This is a genomic window from Streptomyces sp. RKAG290, assembly GCF_023701695.1.
Taxonomy (GTDB): domain Bacteria; phylum Actinomycetota; class Actinomycetes; order Streptomycetales; family Streptomycetaceae; genus Streptomyces.
In genome coordinates, this window is record NZ_JAJOZC010000001.1 from 1,096,817 (window position 1) to 1,113,312 (window position 16,496).

Annotated in this window: 11 protein-coding genes and 4 pseudogenes; 9 read left to right on the forward strand and 6 right to left on the reverse strand. The window is 73.5% G+C overall.

From position 1 onward, the window contains the following. Nucleotides 1-91: 91 nt before the first annotated feature. The gene (locus LNW71_RS04680) at nucleotides 92-2,224 is read left to right on the forward strand and encodes an FUSC family protein (protein ID WP_250967069.1); all 2,133 of its coding nucleotides are present in this window, start codon (nucleotides 92-94) and stop codon (nucleotides 2,222-2,224) included. A gap of 42 nt (nucleotides 2,225-2,266) precedes the next feature. On the opposite strand, the gene LNW71_RS04685 is transcribed toward LNW71_RS04680, so the two are convergent. Both LNW71_RS04685 and LNW71_RS04690 read right to left on the reverse strand, forming a co-directional pair. Then, nucleotides 2,267-3,307, reverse strand: coding sequence for a serine hydrolase domain-containing protein (locus tag LNW71_RS04685; RefSeq protein WP_250967070.1), 1,041 nt, complete (start codon nucleotides 3,305-3,307; stop codon nucleotides 2,267-2,269). Nucleotides 3,308-3,449: 142 nt separating this feature from the next. Then, nucleotides 3,450-4,280: pseudogene (locus tag LNW71_RS04690) on the reverse strand (IclR family transcriptional regulator); the annotation flags it as partial. A 54-nt stretch (nucleotides 4,281-4,334) separates the two neighbouring features. On the opposite strand from LNW71_RS04690, the gene LNW71_RS04695 reads away from it, so the two are divergent. The 5 genes and pseudogenes from LNW71_RS04695 to LNW71_RS04720 all read left to right on the forward strand — a co-directional run bounded on the left by LNW71_RS04695 (nucleotide 4,335) and on the right by LNW71_RS04720 (nucleotide 9,441). Further along, nucleotides 4,335-5,909, forward strand: coding sequence for an ABC transporter substrate-binding protein (locus LNW71_RS04695; RefSeq protein WP_250967071.1), 1,575 nt, complete (start codon nucleotides 4,335-4,337; stop codon nucleotides 5,907-5,909). Continuing rightward, on the forward strand, nucleotides 5,909-6,898 hold the full coding sequence (locus tag LNW71_RS04700) for an ABC transporter permease (protein ID WP_250967072.1): 990 nt from the start codon (nucleotides 5,909-5,911) through the stop codon (nucleotides 6,896-6,898). The genes LNW71_RS04695 and LNW71_RS04700 overlap by 1 nt, the downstream gene beginning before the upstream one ends. Further along, nucleotides 6,895-7,802, forward strand: a pseudogene (locus LNW71_RS36395) (ABC transporter permease). The gene LNW71_RS04700 and the pseudogene LNW71_RS36395 overlap by 4 nt, the downstream one beginning before the upstream one ends. Further along, nucleotides 7,799-8,626, forward strand: a complete 828-nt coding sequence (locus tag LNW71_RS04715; RefSeq protein ID WP_250967075.1) for an ABC transporter ATP-binding protein — start codon at nucleotides 7,799-7,801, stop codon at nucleotides 8,624-8,626. The pseudogene LNW71_RS36395 and the gene LNW71_RS04715 overlap by 4 nt, the downstream one beginning before the upstream one ends. After that, nucleotides 8,623-9,441 (forward strand): ATP-binding cassette domain-containing protein, encoded by an 819-nt coding sequence (locus tag LNW71_RS04720; RefSeq protein WP_250967076.1) that lies wholly within the window; start codon nucleotides 8,623-8,625, stop codon nucleotides 9,439-9,441. The genes LNW71_RS04715 and LNW71_RS04720 overlap by 4 nt, the downstream gene beginning before the upstream one ends. 8 nt (nucleotides 9,442-9,449) lie before the next feature. On the opposite strand, the pseudogene LNW71_RS04725 reads toward LNW71_RS04720, so the two are convergent. After that, nucleotides 9,450-10,405, reverse strand: a pseudogene (locus tag LNW71_RS04725) (ROK family protein). 41 nt (nucleotides 10,406-10,446) lie between these two features. On the opposite strand from LNW71_RS04725, the gene LNW71_RS04730 reads away from it, so the two are divergent. The 3 genes from LNW71_RS04730 to LNW71_RS04740 are packed head-to-tail and all read left to right on the forward strand — an operon-like array spanning nucleotide 10,447 to nucleotide 12,811. Then, on the forward strand, nucleotides 10,447-11,250 hold the full coding sequence (locus LNW71_RS04730; protein ID WP_250967077.1) for a creatininase family protein: 804 nt from the start codon (nucleotides 10,447-10,449) through the stop codon (nucleotides 11,248-11,250). A gap of 32 nt (nucleotides 11,251-11,282) precedes the next feature. Continuing rightward, nucleotides 11,283-12,410, forward strand: a complete 1,128-nt coding sequence (locus tag LNW71_RS04735; RefSeq protein WP_250967078.1) for an enolase C-terminal domain-like protein — start codon at nucleotides 11,283-11,285, stop codon at nucleotides 12,408-12,410. Continuing rightward, entirely contained in the window at nucleotides 12,407-12,811 is a 405-nt protein-coding gene (locus tag LNW71_RS04740; RefSeq protein WP_250967079.1) for a RidA family protein, read from the forward strand. Before LNW71_RS04735 ends, LNW71_RS04740 begins: the two co-directional genes overlap by 4 nt. Nucleotides 12,812-12,942: 131 nt before the next feature. On the opposite strand, the pseudogene LNW71_RS04745 reads toward LNW71_RS04740, so the two are convergent. From LNW71_RS04745 to LNW71_RS04755, 3 genes and pseudogenes are all read right to left on the reverse strand, one after another. Further along, nucleotides 12,943-13,139, reverse strand: a pseudogene (locus tag LNW71_RS04745) (DUF4236 domain-containing protein). 130 nt (nucleotides 13,140-13,269) lie between these two features. Next, on the reverse strand, nucleotides 13,270-14,847 hold the full coding sequence (locus LNW71_RS04750; RefSeq protein ID WP_250967080.1) for an amidohydrolase: 1,578 nt from the start codon (nucleotides 14,845-14,847) through the stop codon (nucleotides 13,270-13,272). Nucleotides 14,848-14,900: 53 nt separating this feature from the next. Next, nucleotides 14,901-16,442 carry an APC family permease gene (locus LNW71_RS04755; protein WP_250967081.1) on the reverse strand — a complete coding sequence of 514 codons (1,542 nt, stop codon included), beginning with the start codon at nucleotides 16,440-16,442 and terminating at the stop codon, nucleotides 14,901-14,903. Between the last annotated feature and the right edge of the window lie 54 nt (nucleotides 16,443-16,496).

Sequence of the window (16,496 nt, forward strand, 5' to 3'; positions counted from 1 at the left end):
TACGGCAGGAGCTCCCAGCGCTGCCGCGACGCGCCGGGCGGGGCGGGAGACCACCGGGCGCCATAGTGTGAGGAACCGTCACGAAGGGGGCATGGGTGTGACCACTAGGTCAGCGAGAGCGGCACTTCTGCGCAGGTCGGTCCGGGTCGCGGTCGCGGCGGGGGCCGGCTTCTACCCCCTGCTGTACGTCGCCGACCGGCCGGTCATGGCTCTGTACGCGCTCTTCGCGCCGATCGCCGTCGGGCTGCTCTCCAGCATTCCCGGGTCCGGCCGCGGGCGGGCCTCCGTCATGCTGCGCGCACTGCCCCCGGCGCTCCTGCTGGCCACCCTGGGGACGCTGCTCGCGGTGGAGACGTGGGCAGCGGTCTGCGGCATGCTCGCCGTCGGATTCCTGCTGGCCTTCGCCGCCGTGGCCGGTCCGCGCGCGGCGGGATCGGCGCCGGGCCTCCAGCTCTTCTACATCCTGGCCTGCTTCCCGCCCTACGCCCCGCAGACCCTCGGAGCCAGGCTGACGGGGCTGACCGTGGGAACGCTGCTGCTCGTGGCGTGCGAGCTGCTGCTGCCCGATCCAGCCGTCCCGTCCTACCGCGAACGGCTGGCGGGCGCGCTCGGGACGGCGGCTCGCGCGGCCGCCACGGGCGAGGTGGCGCCGCGGGTGCTGCGCGGGGCCGGAGCGGGGCTGCGCCTGTCACGCATCCCGCCGTCGGAACGGCCGGCCGGTGCCGGCCGGACGGACCGTGCCCTGGAACAGGCCGGCCGCTCGGTGCGCCGGCTGCTGGACCAGCTGGCGACACTGGCCGGGACACCACCGGCAGCCGCCGACCCAGCGTCGGTGGTCCTGCTCGGCAGGGTCGCTGAACTGTGCACGGCCTGCGCCGGGTTCCTGCGCACCGGAAGCCGGCCGCCGGTGGCGGGTGTGCTGGAGCGGGCGATGCGGGGATTCCAGTCGGAGCGCGTCCGGCTCGCCCTCGGACCGCCCGGCCGGACGCCCCCGACCGCTGTGCTGCGCCGGCAGTCACATGTCCTGGCGCTGGCCGAGTCGGCGCGGATCGTGGAGGTCACCACCGACATCGCCGCGCACGGCCTGCCCGTCGGGGCCGCCGCCCCGCACGACCAGTTCTGGTACGCGGAGCTGCCCACGTGGAGGCTGTGGGCGCGACGCGTCCTCGGGAACGTGACGTTCCGTTCGGTGCTCTTCCAGAACGCGGTGCGAACCGCGCTCGGCCTCGCCGCCGCCCGGCTGGTGGCCGGCTCCCTCGACCTGGCCCACGGGTTCTGGGTACTGCTGGCCGTACTGACCCTCGGCCGTACGACCGTGGCCGCGACCTGGCAGGCGGTCCGCCGGGCGGTGGCCGGCAACGCGGTCGGGGCGCTGGTGGCGGGGGCGCTCGTGATCGGGGTCGGCCCGCACGACGACGTGTACGCCGCGCTGCTCGCCCCCGCGATGCTGGTGGGGTTCTTCGTGGGGCCGCTGCTGGGGACCGCCGCCACGCAGGGGCTGTTCACCCTGGTCGTGGCCACGGCGTTCGCCCAGATCGCGCCGGTCACCTGGCGGCTCTCGGAAGCGCGGATGATCGACGTCGTCACGGGCAGCGTGATCGGTTTGCTGTGCGGACTGCTGGCCTGGCCGGCCGGGGCGCGGCGGGAGGTCCGGCACGCCATGGCGGAGCTGCTGCGCACCTGCGGCGGGCTGGTCCGGCCGACCACCGAGGCGCTGCTGACCCCGTCGCGCGGCGCGCAGAAGCTGCCGCAGACCCTGCCGAGCGTGCACCGGCTGCGGCTGGCCGAGGCGGCGTACGCGCAGTACCGCAGTGAGTCCTCGGCCGCATCGGACGAAGCCGGTTCCGACTGGCACGCGGTGCTGATCGTCGCGAACGACATGCTCATGGGCGCGCACCGGCTGCCCCGCTTCGGGCTGCGTCCGAGCTCCGCGCCGACGGGCAAGCCCGCGGTCTGGGCCCGCGGCGCGGCGGCGGATCTGGAGGTGACGGCCGGCCGCATCGCCTCGATGCTCACCGGCGGCCTGCCGGCGGCCGCGCCGGCGACGGATCCGGCACCGCTGCCGACGGCGCCGGACGGCTACGAGCCGGCGTCCCTGTCGGTCGATCTGGAGGTGTGGCTGACGAGCCTGGGCCGCCATCTCGCCCGGATCGAGGCCTCGTTGACGAAGCCCCCGCCCGCGGAGCCTCCCGGGGCGCCCGCGCGCGGCGACGGGGGCCGCTGAAGATGCGTCTCGATGCGCTGCGGGTCCGGCTCCCGCCCGCCGTCATCCCTCGATCGCGTGGAATTCGCGGCGCAGCGGCACGAACCCGCGCTCCTCGCGGCGCGGGTGGACGCGGTTCGTGAGCAGGATCGCGTAGCGGCCGGCCACCGGGTCGAGCCACAGGCTCGTGCCGGTGAAGCCCGTGTGGCCGTAGGAGGCGGGTCCGAAGGTGTCCCCCACCGGCGAGCCGGCCGGGTCCTGCCCCTGCCAGGCCAGGGCGCGGCGCAGGTTGAGGTGGTCCGTGCGGGGGGCGGTCATCAGCGCGAGGGTGTCGGGCTCCAGCAGCGGCGGGCCGCCGCCGAGCAGGGACCGGGCGAGGAGTTCCAGGTCCGCGAGGGTGGAGAAGAGGCCCGCGTGCCCGGCGACGCCGCCGAGCACCACGGCGTTCTCGTCGTGCACCTCTCCGACGACGGTGCGGCCGCGCCAGGGGCAGACTTCGGTGGCCACCGCGCGTGCCGCCTCGGCGGGCCCCGGCCGGAAGCCGGTACCGGTCAGACCGAGGGGGGCGCGGACGAGGTCGGTCATCAGCTGGTCCAGGCCCTGGCCCGTGGCCTGTTCGGCGATGAGGCCGAGCAGTATGAAGCCCTGGGAGGAGTACGTGACGTGGGTGCCGGGCTCCGAGGTGGGCGGCAGCGTGCCGAGCGCCGCGAGGAGGGACTCGCGGCCGGGGTGCTCGCGGTACAGCGGGACGCCGCCGGGCAGTCCCGATGTGTGGTCGAGGAGTTGGGCGAGGGTGCGAGGGGCGTACGGGCTGTTCCGGTAGCGGGCGAGGTGGTGTCCCACGGAGTCGTCGAGGCCGAGGACGCCCTTCTCCACGAGGGCCATGACGACCAGTCCGACGAGGGGCTTGGTCACTGACGCGAGGTCCCACACGTCATCGCCGTCCAGGTCCGGTCCGCCGAGCATGCGGGTGCCGGTCCAGCCCCGGTCGTACGGGCCCGCCGCATCGCCGAGCGACCAGGCGGCACCCGAGTAGAGGCCGCGTGTCCGGCCGTCCTCCAGCAACGCGCGGCGGGCGGCCGCCTGCCGCGCGGAGCCGGTCATGCCGTGCCCGGCGTCGCGGGGGCCGCGGAACGTCCGGCCGCCGCCGACGGCCGACGCCGTCCTCCTGTCCTCGGCGCTCACCGCGACTCCCCGCGGCTGCGTCCGTACTTCCCGTACCGCTCGGCAGGCGCTCCGGGTCCACGACCAGTCCGAGCCGTGCGCCGGGCTGTGCGGCCAGGCTCGCCGACACCGCGGCCGCGGCGGAGCGCACCATCGGCCCGTACAGCTGTGCGGCGGCGTCGTCGAGGGTGAAGGCGAGGCCGGTCAGCACGAGGGCTCCTACCGGGTGGCCCGCCGCGTCGCGCACCGGGGCGGCGAGCGCGCGCCGGTCGAGCCAGGCGTCGGAGCCGTCGAAGGCGTAGCCGTCACGGGCCGCGGCGGTCCGGGCCGCGCGGGCCGCGTCGTCGGCCGGTGCGCCGTCGGGGCCGGTCGACAGCGCCTCGCTCTCCTGCGCCGGGAGGGCGGCCAGCAGGGCGAGGCCTGCCGCGCCCGCGGTCAGCGGTTCACGGAATCCGGGGCCCAGGTCGAGCCCGAGCCCCTGGGCGGGCGCGCGGACGTCCAGGTGAATGATGCTGCGGCCGTCGCGCACCGCGTACGAGGCGAACAGCCCGGTACGCGTGCGGAGTTCGTCGAGAACCGGGCCGACCCGGCGCATCACGGCGTCATCCGCGAGGACACTCGCGGCAAGTCCGAGGAGCCGCGGTCCCGGCCGGTAGCTGCCGCCCGTGGCCGGTTCGGCGTAACCGCTCGCGGCGAGGGCGCGCAGCAGGCGGTGCACCGTGGGTTTGGCGAGTCCGGTGTCACGGGCGAGGTCCGCGAGGCGGTGCGGCGCCCCCGGACCGGCGAGGGCCGCCAGCACCTCCATGGCCTTGTCCACCGGACCGGGTGCGGGCGGCGCGGTGTCCGCTCCCGGTCCTGCGGAGGCGGCGACGGAGGCCTGCTGTTGCGAACGACTGTTGACCGGTTTCCCCATGTGGCCTACCTTACCCGAACTGCATTCCATTCACCGGAACGAGCGTGTTGTCCAATGGAACGAATATGTGAAGGGGGAAGCGGCCCGCGCGTCGGCTGCTCCCGCCGTTCGGCGCTGCGCCTGAGTGGTCTCGCGGTGTCCGCCCTTGCAGTCCCCGGCCTCCTCACCGGGTGCGGCGCACCCTCGGCGGGCTCCGCCGGCAACGTGCTGCGGGTCTCCCAGACCGGGGACCCCAAGACGATGGACCCGCACAAGCAGGGCGACATGACGTCGATGAACGCCCTGATCAACATGTTCGACACGCTCACCACGCGGGGCCGCGACAACACCCTCGAACCGCGGATCGCCCTGTCCTGGAAGGCCGTCGAGCCGAAGGTGTGGCGGTTCGTGCTGCGGCGCGGCGTGACCTTCCACAACGGTGAGCCGTGCGATGCCGAGGCCGTGCGGTTCAGCATCGAGCGGCTGCTGGATCCCGCCACCAAGTCGCCCATCGTGGAGCTGCGTTACGTCGACTCCGTGCATGTGGTCGACCGGTACACGGTGGACGTGCACACCTCGGTGCACGACCCGATCCTGCCCGCGAAGCTGTCCCTGTTCGGCGGCGTCGTGGTACCGCCGCGCTATCTGGCCGAGGTCGGCGACGGGGGGTTCGCCGCGCACCCGGTCGGCACCGGGCCGTTCACGTTCCGGCACTGGCAGCGCGACCACGAACTGCGCCTAGCCGCCTACGACCACCACTGGCAGGGCCGCCCGCACGTCGACGAGCTGGTCTTCGTACCCGCCCCCAACTCCTCGTCCGCGCTGGCCGCCCTGCAGAGCGGCGGCGTTGACATCGTGGCGGGCATGACCCCGGACGCGGCCGAGCAGCTGGCCGGCTACCCGGGCGTGCGGATCGACCACCACACCGGCATCCGCACCTCCTACCTGTCCCTCGACACCCTGAGCGAGGGGCCGTTGCGCGACCGGCGCGTACGGCAGGCACTCAACCACGCCATCGACGTGCCACTGCTCATCAAGGCGGTGCTCGGCGGCAACGCCACCGAGGTCCCGGCGATGATCCCGCGCGGCGCGTTCGGTTTCGACGAGTCCGTGAAGCCGTATCAGCGTTCCCTCACCAAGGCCCGCGCGCTGCTCGCCGAGGCCGGTCACCCCGACGGCATCAGCACCTCGATCACCGCCTCCAACCTGGACGCGAACGTCGCCGAGGCCCTCTCGGGTCTGCTGGCCCGCGCCGGCATCCGCGCAGAGGTGAACCTGCTCGACCCGGGCACGTACTCGCAGCGCCTGACCTCCACCAACCACGGCGCGCTCGGCCCGATGTACCTGGCCGCGTCCACCGTCTGGACCATGGACGGCGAGAGCATGCTCCAGTCGAACGTCCGCAGCGACCGGCGGCAGAGCCGCTGGCACCACAAGCGCGCCGACCGGCTCGTGGACCGCGAGGAGCTGTCCGTCGATCCGGCCGTGCGCCGCCGCGCCTTCTCCGATCTCCAGCACCTGATCAAGGACGAGGCGCCGTTCGTGCCGCTGTACCAGATCGACAACATCTACGTGCACAACACCCGGCCGAGCTGGACGCCCGGCGCCGCCGGCGTGCTGGACATGGCGAGCGCGAAGGTGGCCGTGTGATGAGCGGGACCCTGACCTCACCCACCTCGGCTGCCGCACCCGTCGCCGGACCCAGCCGCGCCTGGGCCGTGTTGCGGCCCGCCGCCACCCGGCTGGGCACAGCCCTGCTGGTCCTGCTGTGCACCGCGACGGTCGTGTTCTTCCTGGTCCGCCTGTCCGGCGACCCGGTGAAGGTGATGCTGCCGCCGGACGCCACCGCCCACCAGGAGGGCGTGCTGCGGCACAGCCTGGGCCTGGACCGGCCGCTGCTCACGCAGTACCTGGACTACCTGTGGGGCCTGCCGCGTTTCGACTTCGGCGACTCCCTCTTCTACAACCAGCCGGTCCGCGCGGTCCTGGCCGACCGCATCCCGGCCACGCTGCTGCTCGCGGCGGGCGCCCTCGTGGTGACACTGGTGATCGCGCTGCCCGCCGGCACGATCGCGGCGATGCACCGCGGCAAGGCCGCCGACCGCGGCGTCATCACGGTCGTCCTGATCGGCCAGTCGACGCCCGCCTTCTGGGTGGGCATCCTGCTCATCCTCGTGTTCGCCGTCGGCCTGCACGCACTGCCCGCATCCGGGTACGGCACGTTCGCCCATCTCGTCCTGCCGTCGATCACGCTGGCCGTCTACTCGGTCGCCGTCGTCGCACGGCTGCTGCGCTCCTCGCTGATCGACGTGCTCGGCTCCGACCACATCCGCACGGCCCGCGCCCGCGGCCTGGGTCCGGTGCGCACCGTGCTGCGGCACGGCATGCGCAACGCGTCGCTGCCCGTGGTGACGGTCGTCGGCCTGGAGGTCGGCAGCCTGCTCGGCGGCGCGATCCTCACCGAGCAGGTCTTCTCCTGGCCGGGTGTCGGTCAGCTGACCGTGCAGGCCATCGCCAACCGCGACTTCCCCCTGGTACAGGGCACCGTGCTGCTGTTCGCCGTCACGTTCGTCGTGGTGAACCTGCTCGTGGACCTGTCCTACGGCCTCCTCGACCCGAGGGTGAGGAACTCCCGATGACCACCACCGTCCCCGCGACCACCGCCGCCGCGCACGCCCCCGCCGCCCCGACCCAGCCGTCCGTGCTGCGCTCGCTGCTGCGCAACCGTTTCGCCGCGCTCGCGTTCGCCTTCCTCGTACTGATCATCGTGTGCGCCCTGTGCGCACCGCTGATCGCACCGGCCGACCCGGCCGCCCAGGACCTCCTCGCCCGCCTCCGGCCCCCGCCTGGCAGTCCGGCGGCAGCACGGCCCATCTCCTGGGCACCGACCAGCTCGGCCGCGACCTGCTCTCGCGGATCGTCTACGGCACCCGGGTCTCGCTGCTCGTCGGTGCCGGCGCCGCCCTGCTCGCCGGTGTCATCGGCACGGTCGCGGGCCTCGCCTCCGGATACCTCGGCGGCTGGACCGACCGCGTCGTGATGCGCGTCGCCGACGTCCAACTCGCCTTTCCCGCCATCCTGCTGGCGCTCGCCGTCGTCGGCTTCGTCGGCTCGGGACTCGGCTACGTGATCCTCGTGATCGGCATCACCGGGTGGGTGTCGTACGCCCGCGTGGTGCGCTCCGAGGTGCTGTCGCTGCGTACCCGCGACTTCGTCACCGAGGCACGGGCGATCGGCGTCGGGGACATGGCGATCATGCGCCGCCACCTGCTGCCCAACGTCATGGCCCCGCTGGCCACCATCGGCACCCTGCACATCGCATCCGCCGTCGTCGCCGAGGCCTCGCTCAGCTATCTCGGCCTCGGCGTGCCGAAGGAGACGGTGACCTGGGGCGGCATGCTCTCCGACGGACAGCTCTACCTCGGCACGTCCTGGTGGATCGCGGTCTTCCCCGGCATCGCGCTCATGCTCACCTCGCTCTCCATCAACATCCTGGGCGACGCCCTGCGCGACGTCGCGGACCCGAAGGCGTACCGCCGATGACCGACTCCGCACAGACCACACCGTCCGCGCCCGTCCTCGAATTCCGGGACCTGCGCGTCGACTTCGCCCTCGCCTCCTCGACCGTGCACGCGGTACGCGGGGTGAACCTCTCGGTCGGCTCCGGCGAGACGCTCGCCGTCGTCGGCGAGTCCGGCAGCGGCAAGTCGGCCACCGCCCTGTCCGCGCTGCGCCTCAACCCCGAGCCTCCGTGCGTGTACGCGGGCGGCCACGTGCTGCTCGACGGCAAGGACGTGCTCGCCCTGCGCGAGAAGGAGCTGCGCAAGGTGCGCGGCGCTCAGATCTCCATGGTCTTCCAGGACCCGATGACCAGCCTCGACCCGTTGCAGCGGGTGGGCGAGCAGGTCGCCGAGGTGCTGCGGCTGCACGGCGACCACACCCGCGCCGAGGCCCGCCGGGCGGCGCTGACCGCCCTGGACGAGGTCGGCATCCCGGACCCCGAACGGCGCTACCGCCAGTACCCGCACGAGCTCTCCGGCGGTCTGCGCCAGCGCGTCATGATCGCCTCCGCGCTCGTGGCCCGGCCCCGCGTCCTCATCGCCGACGAACCCACCACCGCGCTCGACGTCACGGTGCAGCGGCAGATCCTGGAGCTGCTCGTGCGGCTCCAGCGACGCCACGGCATGGCCGTCCTGCTGATCACCCACGACCTGGGCGTCGTCGCCGAGACCGCCGACCGGGTCGTCGTCATGCGGCACGGCGAGGTCGTCGAGACCGGCGACGTGCAGCAGGTCTTCGCGCGCCCCGCCGCCGCGTACACCCGCGATCTGCTGGCCGCCACTCCCCGTCTGGAGCCCGTCGCATGACCACCACCCCGCTGCTGGAGATCGACGCCCTGCGCAAGGAGTTCCCGGGCCGCCCGCCGAGCGTCGCCGTCGACGACGTGTCCCTCACCGTCCGCGAGGGCGAGACCTTCGCCCTGGTCGGCGAGTCCGGCTGCGGCAAGACGACGCTGACCCGGCTGCTGCTCCGGCTGCTCGAACCCACCTCGGGCGGCGTGCGGTTCGACGGCACGGACCTGCTGGCCCTGAACGGCGCCGCGCTGCGGCCGCTGCGCCGGCAGATGCAGGTCGTCCTGCAGGACCCGTACTCCAGCATGAATCCGCGGCTGCGGATCGCCGACATCGTCGGGGAGCCGCTCGTCACCCACGAGGAGTGGGCGCGCGGGCGGCGCGGCCGGACGAAGGTGCGCGACCGGGTCGGGGAGCTCCTGGACTCCGTCGGCCTGGACGCGAGCATCCTGGACCGGTACCCGCACGAGTTCTCCGGCGGTCAGCGTCAGCGCATCTCCATCGCGCGGGCACTGGCCCTGGAGCCGCGCCTGGTCGTGCTCGACGAGCCGACGAGCGCGCTCGACGTGTCCGTGCAGGCCCGCGTGCTCGACCTGCTCGCCGAGCTCCAGGGACGGCTCGGGCTGACGTACTTCTTCATCTCCCACAACCTGGCGGTCGTCCGCCAGATCGCCGACCGGGTCGCCGTGATGCGGCAGGGCCGCATCGTCGAGTCCGGCACCGCCGACCAGGTGTTCACCGCCCCCGAGGACGCCTACACCCGGCGGCTCCTGGACGCCGTGCCGGTGCCCGACCCGGGCCGCCGCATCCTGGGCGACGTCCCGGCATGAGTGCTGTCCTACCGCCCCGACAGGACCAGGCCGGCCGCGCCGAGCAGCGCGCCGGTGTCCGCGGCCTCGCCGAGCACCACGGTGGGGGCCTCGCCGCCGCCGAGCACATCGGCGCGCAGCCGGGCCTCGACCAGGGCCCGGAACGGTTCGCCGCCGTCGAGTGCCTCGCCGTGCAGCACGAACAGGCCGCACGCGAAGAGCTGCTGGACGGTGGCGAGGCCGAGCACCAGGTTCTCCGCGTACCGCGCCACGAGATCGGCGGCGGCCGGTTCGGCGGACGCCACCAGGGCCGCGAGCGTGGCCGCCCCGGGGGCCAGGCCCTGCTCGGCGGCGCGCTCGCGCAGCCAGCGGGTGCTCGCCACGGTCTTCCAGCAGCCGCGCCCTCCGCAGGTACAGGGCTCACCGCTCGCGGTGACCGTCATGTGGGCGCCGCTGCGTCCGCCGACCGGAGCGAGCACCTCCCCTCGTAGAGGATGCCGACGCCGAGTACCTCACCGGTCGCGACGGAGGCGAACGAGCGGCGGCCGCGCCCCGCGCCGAACCAGCGGTCGCCGAGCACCTGCACGCGCGCCCGGTGCTCGATCCGCACCGGGGCGCCGGCCAGCCCGGCGAGCCGGTCGGCCACCGGGTAGCCGCGCAGCGCGGGGGCGTCGTTGGCCTCGATGATCCGGCCCGCCGCCGGATCCACCACACCGGCCGCGGCCACACCGACGCCGAGCAGGGGCTGACCGGCGAACACCGCCGCCGCCTCCCGCAGCGCAGCGTCGACGACGGCCGGGTCGGCGCTGCGCGCGTCGAAGCGGGCCTGGGCCCGCTCGCGTACGGCGCCGGCGCGGGTGAGCAGCGCGGCCCGCACCAGTCCTGGCAGCACCTCGACGGCGCCCAGCACACCGACGTCCCGCCCGGCCGGCTCGTCCGGCCGCGGATCGGGCACCAACCGCAAAGGATTACGTTCATGCGCCATGCGCCGACTCTGTCATGCCCCCGATCCGGGGAGACAGCGGTATGACCCAGCGGAACCTGACCGAGACCACCTGGCGCGAGACGCGCGCGGCGGCGACCGACGCGATCGCCGTCCTGCCGATCGGTTCGCAGGAGCAGCACGCCGAGCACCTGCCGATGGGCACGGACACGATGCTCGCCGACGCCGTGGTCTCCCGCGCCCTGGCGCTGCTCGACGCGCGGGCCGCCGCCGGTGTGGAGGTGCCTGATCTCGTGCGGCTGCCGACGCTGCCGTACGGACACAGCCCGCACCATCTGTTCGCGGCGGCGCTGACGCTGTCCGCGCCGGTGCTCGGCATGGTCCTGGACGAGCTCCTCGACTCGCTGGCCGGCTGCGGCTACCGGCGGGTGCTCGTCGTCAACGGGCACGGCGGCAACGACGAGATCATGCGGCTCGCGGTGAAGCGGTTCGCGCTGCGCGCCGAGGTGACCGCCGCGGCCTGTTCGTACTGGACACTCACCGACACGGGTGAGCCGGAGACCGACTCGCCCGACGAGACGCACGCCGAGCTGGTGCCCGGGCACGCCGGCTGGTTCGAGACGTCGCTGATGCTGGCCGCACGCCCGGACCTGGTGCGCCTGGACCGCGCCCGGCACGAACCGGTCGACCCGCCCGCGCTGTTCGACAGGCCGCCCTACCCCGGTCTGACCGTGGAGCGGCACGGCGAGTGGGAGCGGGTGGGAGGCGCCACCGACGACGCGGCCGGAGCCGACGCCGAGCACGGTGAGCGCCTGCTCGACCGGCGCGCCCGGGGCCTGGCCCGCGCGGTGCTCGCCTTCGACGCCGCGTCGCGTCCCACCGCGTGACCCTCCACCACCTCACACGTAAGGACCCGTTCATGAAGATCACCGAGGTCGACGTCCACGTCGTCAACCTGCCGCTGGTCAACCCCTTCACCAGCTCGTTCGAGACGAAGACCGGGGAGACGCGCACCGTGGTGCGCATCAGGACCGACTCCGGCGTGGAGGGCTGGGGCGAGACGATGTGGGGCCGTCCGGTCGCCGCGATCGTCAGCGACCTCGCCGAGGACCTGATCGGCACGAGCCCGTTCGCCCTGGAGTCCTTCCACCGCCGCCACCACATGGTGCCGTTCTTCTACGGGTACCTGGGCTACGCGGCCCTGGCGGCGATCGACGTGGCCTGCTGGGACGCCATGGGCAAGGCCACCGGCCAGTCGGTGACCGACCTGCTGGGCGGCCCGGTCCGCGACGAGGTGCCGCTGACCGCGCTGATCACCCGCGCCGACGCGCCGGGCGCCGACGCGGCCGGCCTGCCCGGTGCGCTGGCCGAGCACACCGAGCGGGTGGTGGCCGAGGGCGGCTTCACGGCCGTGAAGCTGAAGGGCACCAAGGACGTGCAGGGCGACGTCGCGATCATGCGGGCGCTGCGCGGCGCGCTGCCCGAGGTGAGTCTGCGCGTGGACCCGAACGCCGCCTGGTCGGTGCCGGACTCGGTGCGGGCCGGTATCGCACTGGAGGAGCTGGACCTGGAGTACCTGGAGGACCCGTGTGTCGGGATCGAGGGCATGAGCCAGGTCCGCCAGAAGGTGCGCATCCCGCTGTGCACCAACATGTGCGTGGTCCGCTTCGAGGACTTCGCTCCCGCGATGCGTCTGAACGCGGTCGACGTGATCCACGGTGACGTCTACAAGTGGGGCGGCATCGCGGCGACGAAGGCGCTGGCCGCGCACTGCGAGACGTTCGGCCTCGGCATGAACCTGCACAGCGGCGGCGAACTGGGCATCGCCACGGCCGCCCACCTCGCGGTGGTCGCCAGCACCCCGGTGCTGTCCCGTGCCATCGACTCCATGTACTACCTGCACGCGGACGACATCATCGAGCCGCTCACGCTGGCGGGCGGCAGCCTGCGGGTGCCGGACGGTCCGGGTCTCGGCGTCACCGTCGACGAGGACAAGCTGCTCCACTACGCCGGGGTCAACGCACGCGAGGGGGACCTGACCAAGTGACGGAGGACAGCGTCCGGCCCGAGCGCCGTGCGGTCACCACCGCCGGTGCCCCGGCCCCGATCGGCGGCTACAGCCAGGGCATCGCGGCGGGCCCCTACCTGTTCACGTCCGGCTTCGGCCCGCAGGACCCGGTCACCGGCGAGCTGGGCGAGACCGTGCAGGAGCAGACCCGTCAGGTGCTCGCGAACCTGAGCGCCCTTCTCGCGACGGACGGGCTCACGCTCGACGACGTGGTGAAAGCGACGGTCCATCTTCAGGACGTGCACCGAGACTTCGCCGGTTTCGACCAGGTCTACCGGGAGCACTTCACCGACCCGCGGCCGGTGCGCACCACGGTCGGTTCCGAGCTGATGGGCATTCTCGTGGAGATCGACGTCGTGGCGCTGCGGCGGAACACCTGATCACCCTGATCGCGTGAAAGCGGAGCGGGCCGTCACGGCCCGCTCCGCTGCCACGATCCCGCCCGGCGAGGAACCACCGCCGGCCTTGTCCCGGGCAGGCGGCGGCCCCGCCTCGCCGGCGGGAGGCTTACTCAGTGCCGGCTTGCACGCGTGGTCTTGCGCCAGCCGAAGGGCCCGGCAGGTTCATGGACGTCGTACGTCGGCCGGTGCTGCTGCGGGTCCGGCGCGGACCGTTCTTGCCGCCCGTCGTGACGGACCACGACTTGCGGTTGATGTTCAGGGTCACGCCCGGGAGGATGCGGAAGCTCTTGCGGAACGTGAGCGGCATGGCGCCTCCTTGGTGCGAGTCGTCGACTGCCTTGTGACGTCGACCAGTTGGCTTTCGTATTGCCCGAGAACCGACTTGCATGCGTGGTGCCTGGCGTGAAATGCGAAAGCACTCCGCGCGCTCCCGCGTCTCACTCCCCCCAATATGTGAGATGCCCGCCGACGGCCGTGAGGCGGACCGGCGCCTCGGCGATCTCGTCCGCGGGCGCCAGCACCGGATCGAGGCCGAGAGCGGTGAGATCCGCGCGCAGGCCGGGTGCGATGCGTCCGGCGTCCTCCCCGGCGGCGCGCGCCGCGTGCGAGGTGCAGCCTTCCAGGGCCATCAGCCCGGTGAGGCCCCGCCTCGACCCCGCGGCGCCTTCCGGTGCCTGCGCCATGGACAGGACACGGCGTACGTCGTAGTGCGCGATCGGCCAGTCCGAACCGAGCGCGAGCACCGCTCCGGCGTCCCGCAGGTCACGGATGCGCCAGGCGCGCGCCGCGCGGTCGGCGCCCAGCCGCCTGGACCACTCGTCCGCGTGGTCACCCCGCGTGTAGGCGGTGTGCGGCGGCTGCATCGACGCGGCCACTCCGAGCGCGGCGAAGCGCGGGATCGTGTCGTCGGGCACCGTCTCGATGTGCTCGATCCGGTGCCGGCCCGCGCCGCCCGCACCCAGGGACTCGACCGTGTCCAGGACGTGCCGTACGGCGGCGTCGCCGATCGCGTGGGTGGCTGTGCCGACACCGGCCGCGTGCAGGTGCCGCACGGCGTCCGCGTACGCCTGGGGGTCGGGCCAGAACGCGTCCGTGCCCTGGCCGTGGCAGTCGGCGTGCTCCAGCCATGCGGTGCCGCCCTCGACGGTGCCGTCCATGAAGAACTTGACCCCGCCGACCCGCCAGTGCCGTCCGGCCTCGCGCTGGAGGTGGGTCAGTTCGTCCAGCCCGTCCTTGCCGATGCCCGGCATGCACCAGGGGGCGAGGCGCAACCGCAGCGGCAGCACCGCCTCGTCCTCGACCGAGGCCAGGAGCTGCGGTACGTCGCCGTGGCCCATGTCCATGACGTGCGCGCCGGTCAGCCCGGTGGCCGCCATCCGCGACAGCAGGTCGAGCAGTCCGGTACGGCGTTCGGCGAACGAGGGCCTGGGCACGACCGCGAGCATCAGGTCCATCGCCGCGTGCTCGATCAGGTGCCCGGTGGGCCGCCCCTCCGCGTCGCAGACGATCTCCGCGCGCTGGCCGAAGACGCGCGGGCCGGTGATGCCGGCGGCGTCCAGGGCCGCCGTGCTGGCCAGGGCGGAGTGCCCGTCGTAGAGCCGCACGAAGGCGGGCGACCCGTCGAGCACGTCCTCGACGAGGGCGCGGTCGACCGGGCGGCCGCCGAACGCGTTGTGGTCGAGGCCCCAGGCGACGACCCAGCCGTCGACCCGGGCGGCGCCGCGCAGGGCCGCCCGGAGTCCGTCGAGATCGCGCACGCCCGACAGGTCGGTGCCGGTCGCCATCTCCAGGCCCCACACCGGGTGGCTGTGTGCGTCGACGAGGCCGGGCACGAGCGTGGCTCCGGCGAGATCGACGCGTTCCGTACCCTGACCGCTCCACTCGCGGACGACGTCCTCGGTTTCGCCGACGGCCGCGATCAGCCCGCCCCGGACGGCGACGGCCGTCGCCTCGGGGAGCGCGGGGTCGAGGGTGCGGACGTGGGCGCCGGTGAGCAGCAGGTCGGCTACGGGCATGGGGGGTGAACTCCGTTCGGGTGGGGCTGTGTTCCGGGAAGGGGAGCGAGGTCTCAGGCCGGTACGGCGCCGGTGCCCGCGTCTGCGTCTGCGTCTGCGTCTGCGTCAGTGGATCCGGCGGGTCCGGCGGGTTCGGCCGCGAACCGCTCGAACACCGCGGGCCTGGTGCGTCGCAGTCGCCACGCGAGGGCGAGGCCGAGGACGAAGACGGCAGGGGCGACGGCCGCGAGAACCGTGTTGACCAGTGAGGACGCCCCGGTGAACAGGTCGAGGTGGGTGCAGACGAGCACGATCGCCACGCCGAGAAGGACGGTCGCCACGACCGGGGCGACCACCGTGCGCAGCACACCCTCCTGGTGGGTGATGCGGCGGAAGTAGAACGGCACGGCGACGGCCGCGAGGAGTTGGAGCGCCATCAGGCCGATCATGCCGGGGGTGTTCACCCAGAGCAGCAGCTGCCCGTACGGGTCGGCGCCGGCGGCCCGGAAGGCGAGGACGACGACCGCGCCGAGCACGGTCTGCGCGATGCCGGCGACGTACGGGGAGCGGTGCCGGGCATGGACGGTGCCGAAGACCTTCGGCAGGACGCCCTCCTCGGCGAGAGCGAGCCCGTAGCGGTTGATCGCGTTGTGGAAGGCGAGGAGCGAGGCGAGGACGCTGGTCACGATGAGGATGTGCATCAGATCGGCCGCCCAGCCACCGACGAAGGTGGTGATGGCCGAGAAGAACAGCCCGGCCGGATCGCTACCCGCCGCGGCGACCACCCCGGCGTCGCCGAACGCCTGAATCACGGTCCAGACTACGAACGCGTAGAACAGCCCGAGGAAGGCGACCGCGATGTACGTGGCACGGCGCACGGTGCGGCCGGGGTCGCGGGCCTCACGGCGGTAGATGACGGTCGACTCGAAGCCGGTGAAAGCGGCGAACGCGAAGGCGAGCACGGCGGCGGTGCCGGGGACGAACACGTTGCCCGGCGCGAAGGACGCGGCGGACAGCCCGTGCGCACCGCCCTTGAGCAGTACCCCGCCCGCGAGCAGGACGAGGATGCCGGTCTCGGCGCAGAGCAGGACGCCGAGGAGCTTGGCCCCGAAGTCGATGGACCGGAACCCGCCGTACCAGATGAGCACGAGTCCGGCGAGGGACACCGGCAGCCAGGGGATGTCGACACCGGACAGGGCGTGCACGGTGTCCTGGGTGGACGAGCCGAGGAGCCCGTACACGCCGATCTCCATGCCGTTGTAGCCGACCATGGCGAGCAGCGCGGCGCCGATGCCCACGGAGCGGCCGAGGCCGCGGGTGATGTAGGCGTAGAAGGCGCCGGCGCTGCGTATGTGGCGGCTCATCGTGGTGAAACCGACGGCGAAGACGGCGAGCGTCAGCCCTGCGAGGAGATAGCCGACGGGCGCGCCTATGCCGCCCAGGGCGATGGCGATCGGGGCGACGCCCGCCATGACGGTGAGCGGGGCGGCGGCGGAGACGACGAAGAAGGCGATGTCCGCGGTGCCGAGAGTGCCGGTGCGCAGGGTGGGTGCGGCAGTGGCCGCACCGTGGTCCGTGTCCGGCTGTGTCTGTGGCTGCGGTGTGATTGCGGGCATGCGGGGGAAGCCCTTCTGGCGGCGGGGGACGGGGGTCCCGGAGGCATCGGTCCG

Bases quoted from the DNA above. Each gene is read 5' to 3' on its own strand.
- LNW71_RS04715 (WP_250967075.1), top strand. From the start codon at position 7,799: ATGACCGACTCCGCACAGACCACACCGTCCGCGCCCGTCCTCGAATTC.
- LNW71_RS04695 (WP_250967071.1), top strand. From the start codon at position 4,335: ATGGAACGAATATGTGAAGGGGGAAGCGGCCCGCGCGTCGGCTGCTCC.
- LNW71_RS04755 (WP_250967081.1), bottom strand. From the start codon at position 16,442: ATGCCCGCAATCACACCGCAGCCACAGACACAGCCGGACACGGACCAC.
- LNW71_RS04750 (WP_250967080.1), bottom strand. From the start codon at position 14,847: ATGCCCGTAGCCGACCTGCTGCTCACCGGCGCCCACGTCCGCACCCTC.
- LNW71_RS04680 (WP_250967069.1), top strand. From the start codon at position 92: ATGGGTGTGACCACTAGGTCAGCGAGAGCGGCACTTCTGCGCAGGTCG.
- LNW71_RS04730 (WP_250967077.1), top strand. From the start codon at position 10,447: ATGACCCAGCGGAACCTGACCGAGACCACCTGGCGCGAGACGCGCGCG.
- LNW71_RS04685 (WP_250967070.1), bottom strand. From the start codon at position 3,307: ATGACCGGCTCCGCGCGGCAGGCGGCCGCCCGCCGCGCGTTGCTGGAG.
- LNW71_RS04700 (WP_250967072.1), top strand. From the start codon at position 5,909: ATGAGCGGGACCCTGACCTCACCCACCTCGGCTGCCGCACCCGTCGCC.
- LNW71_RS04735 (WP_250967078.1), top strand. From the start codon at position 11,283: ATGAAGATCACCGAGGTCGACGTCCACGTCGTCAACCTGCCGCTGGTC.
- LNW71_RS04720 (WP_250967076.1), top strand. From the start codon at position 8,623: ATGACCACCACCCCGCTGCTGGAGATCGACGCCCTGCGCAAGGAGTTC.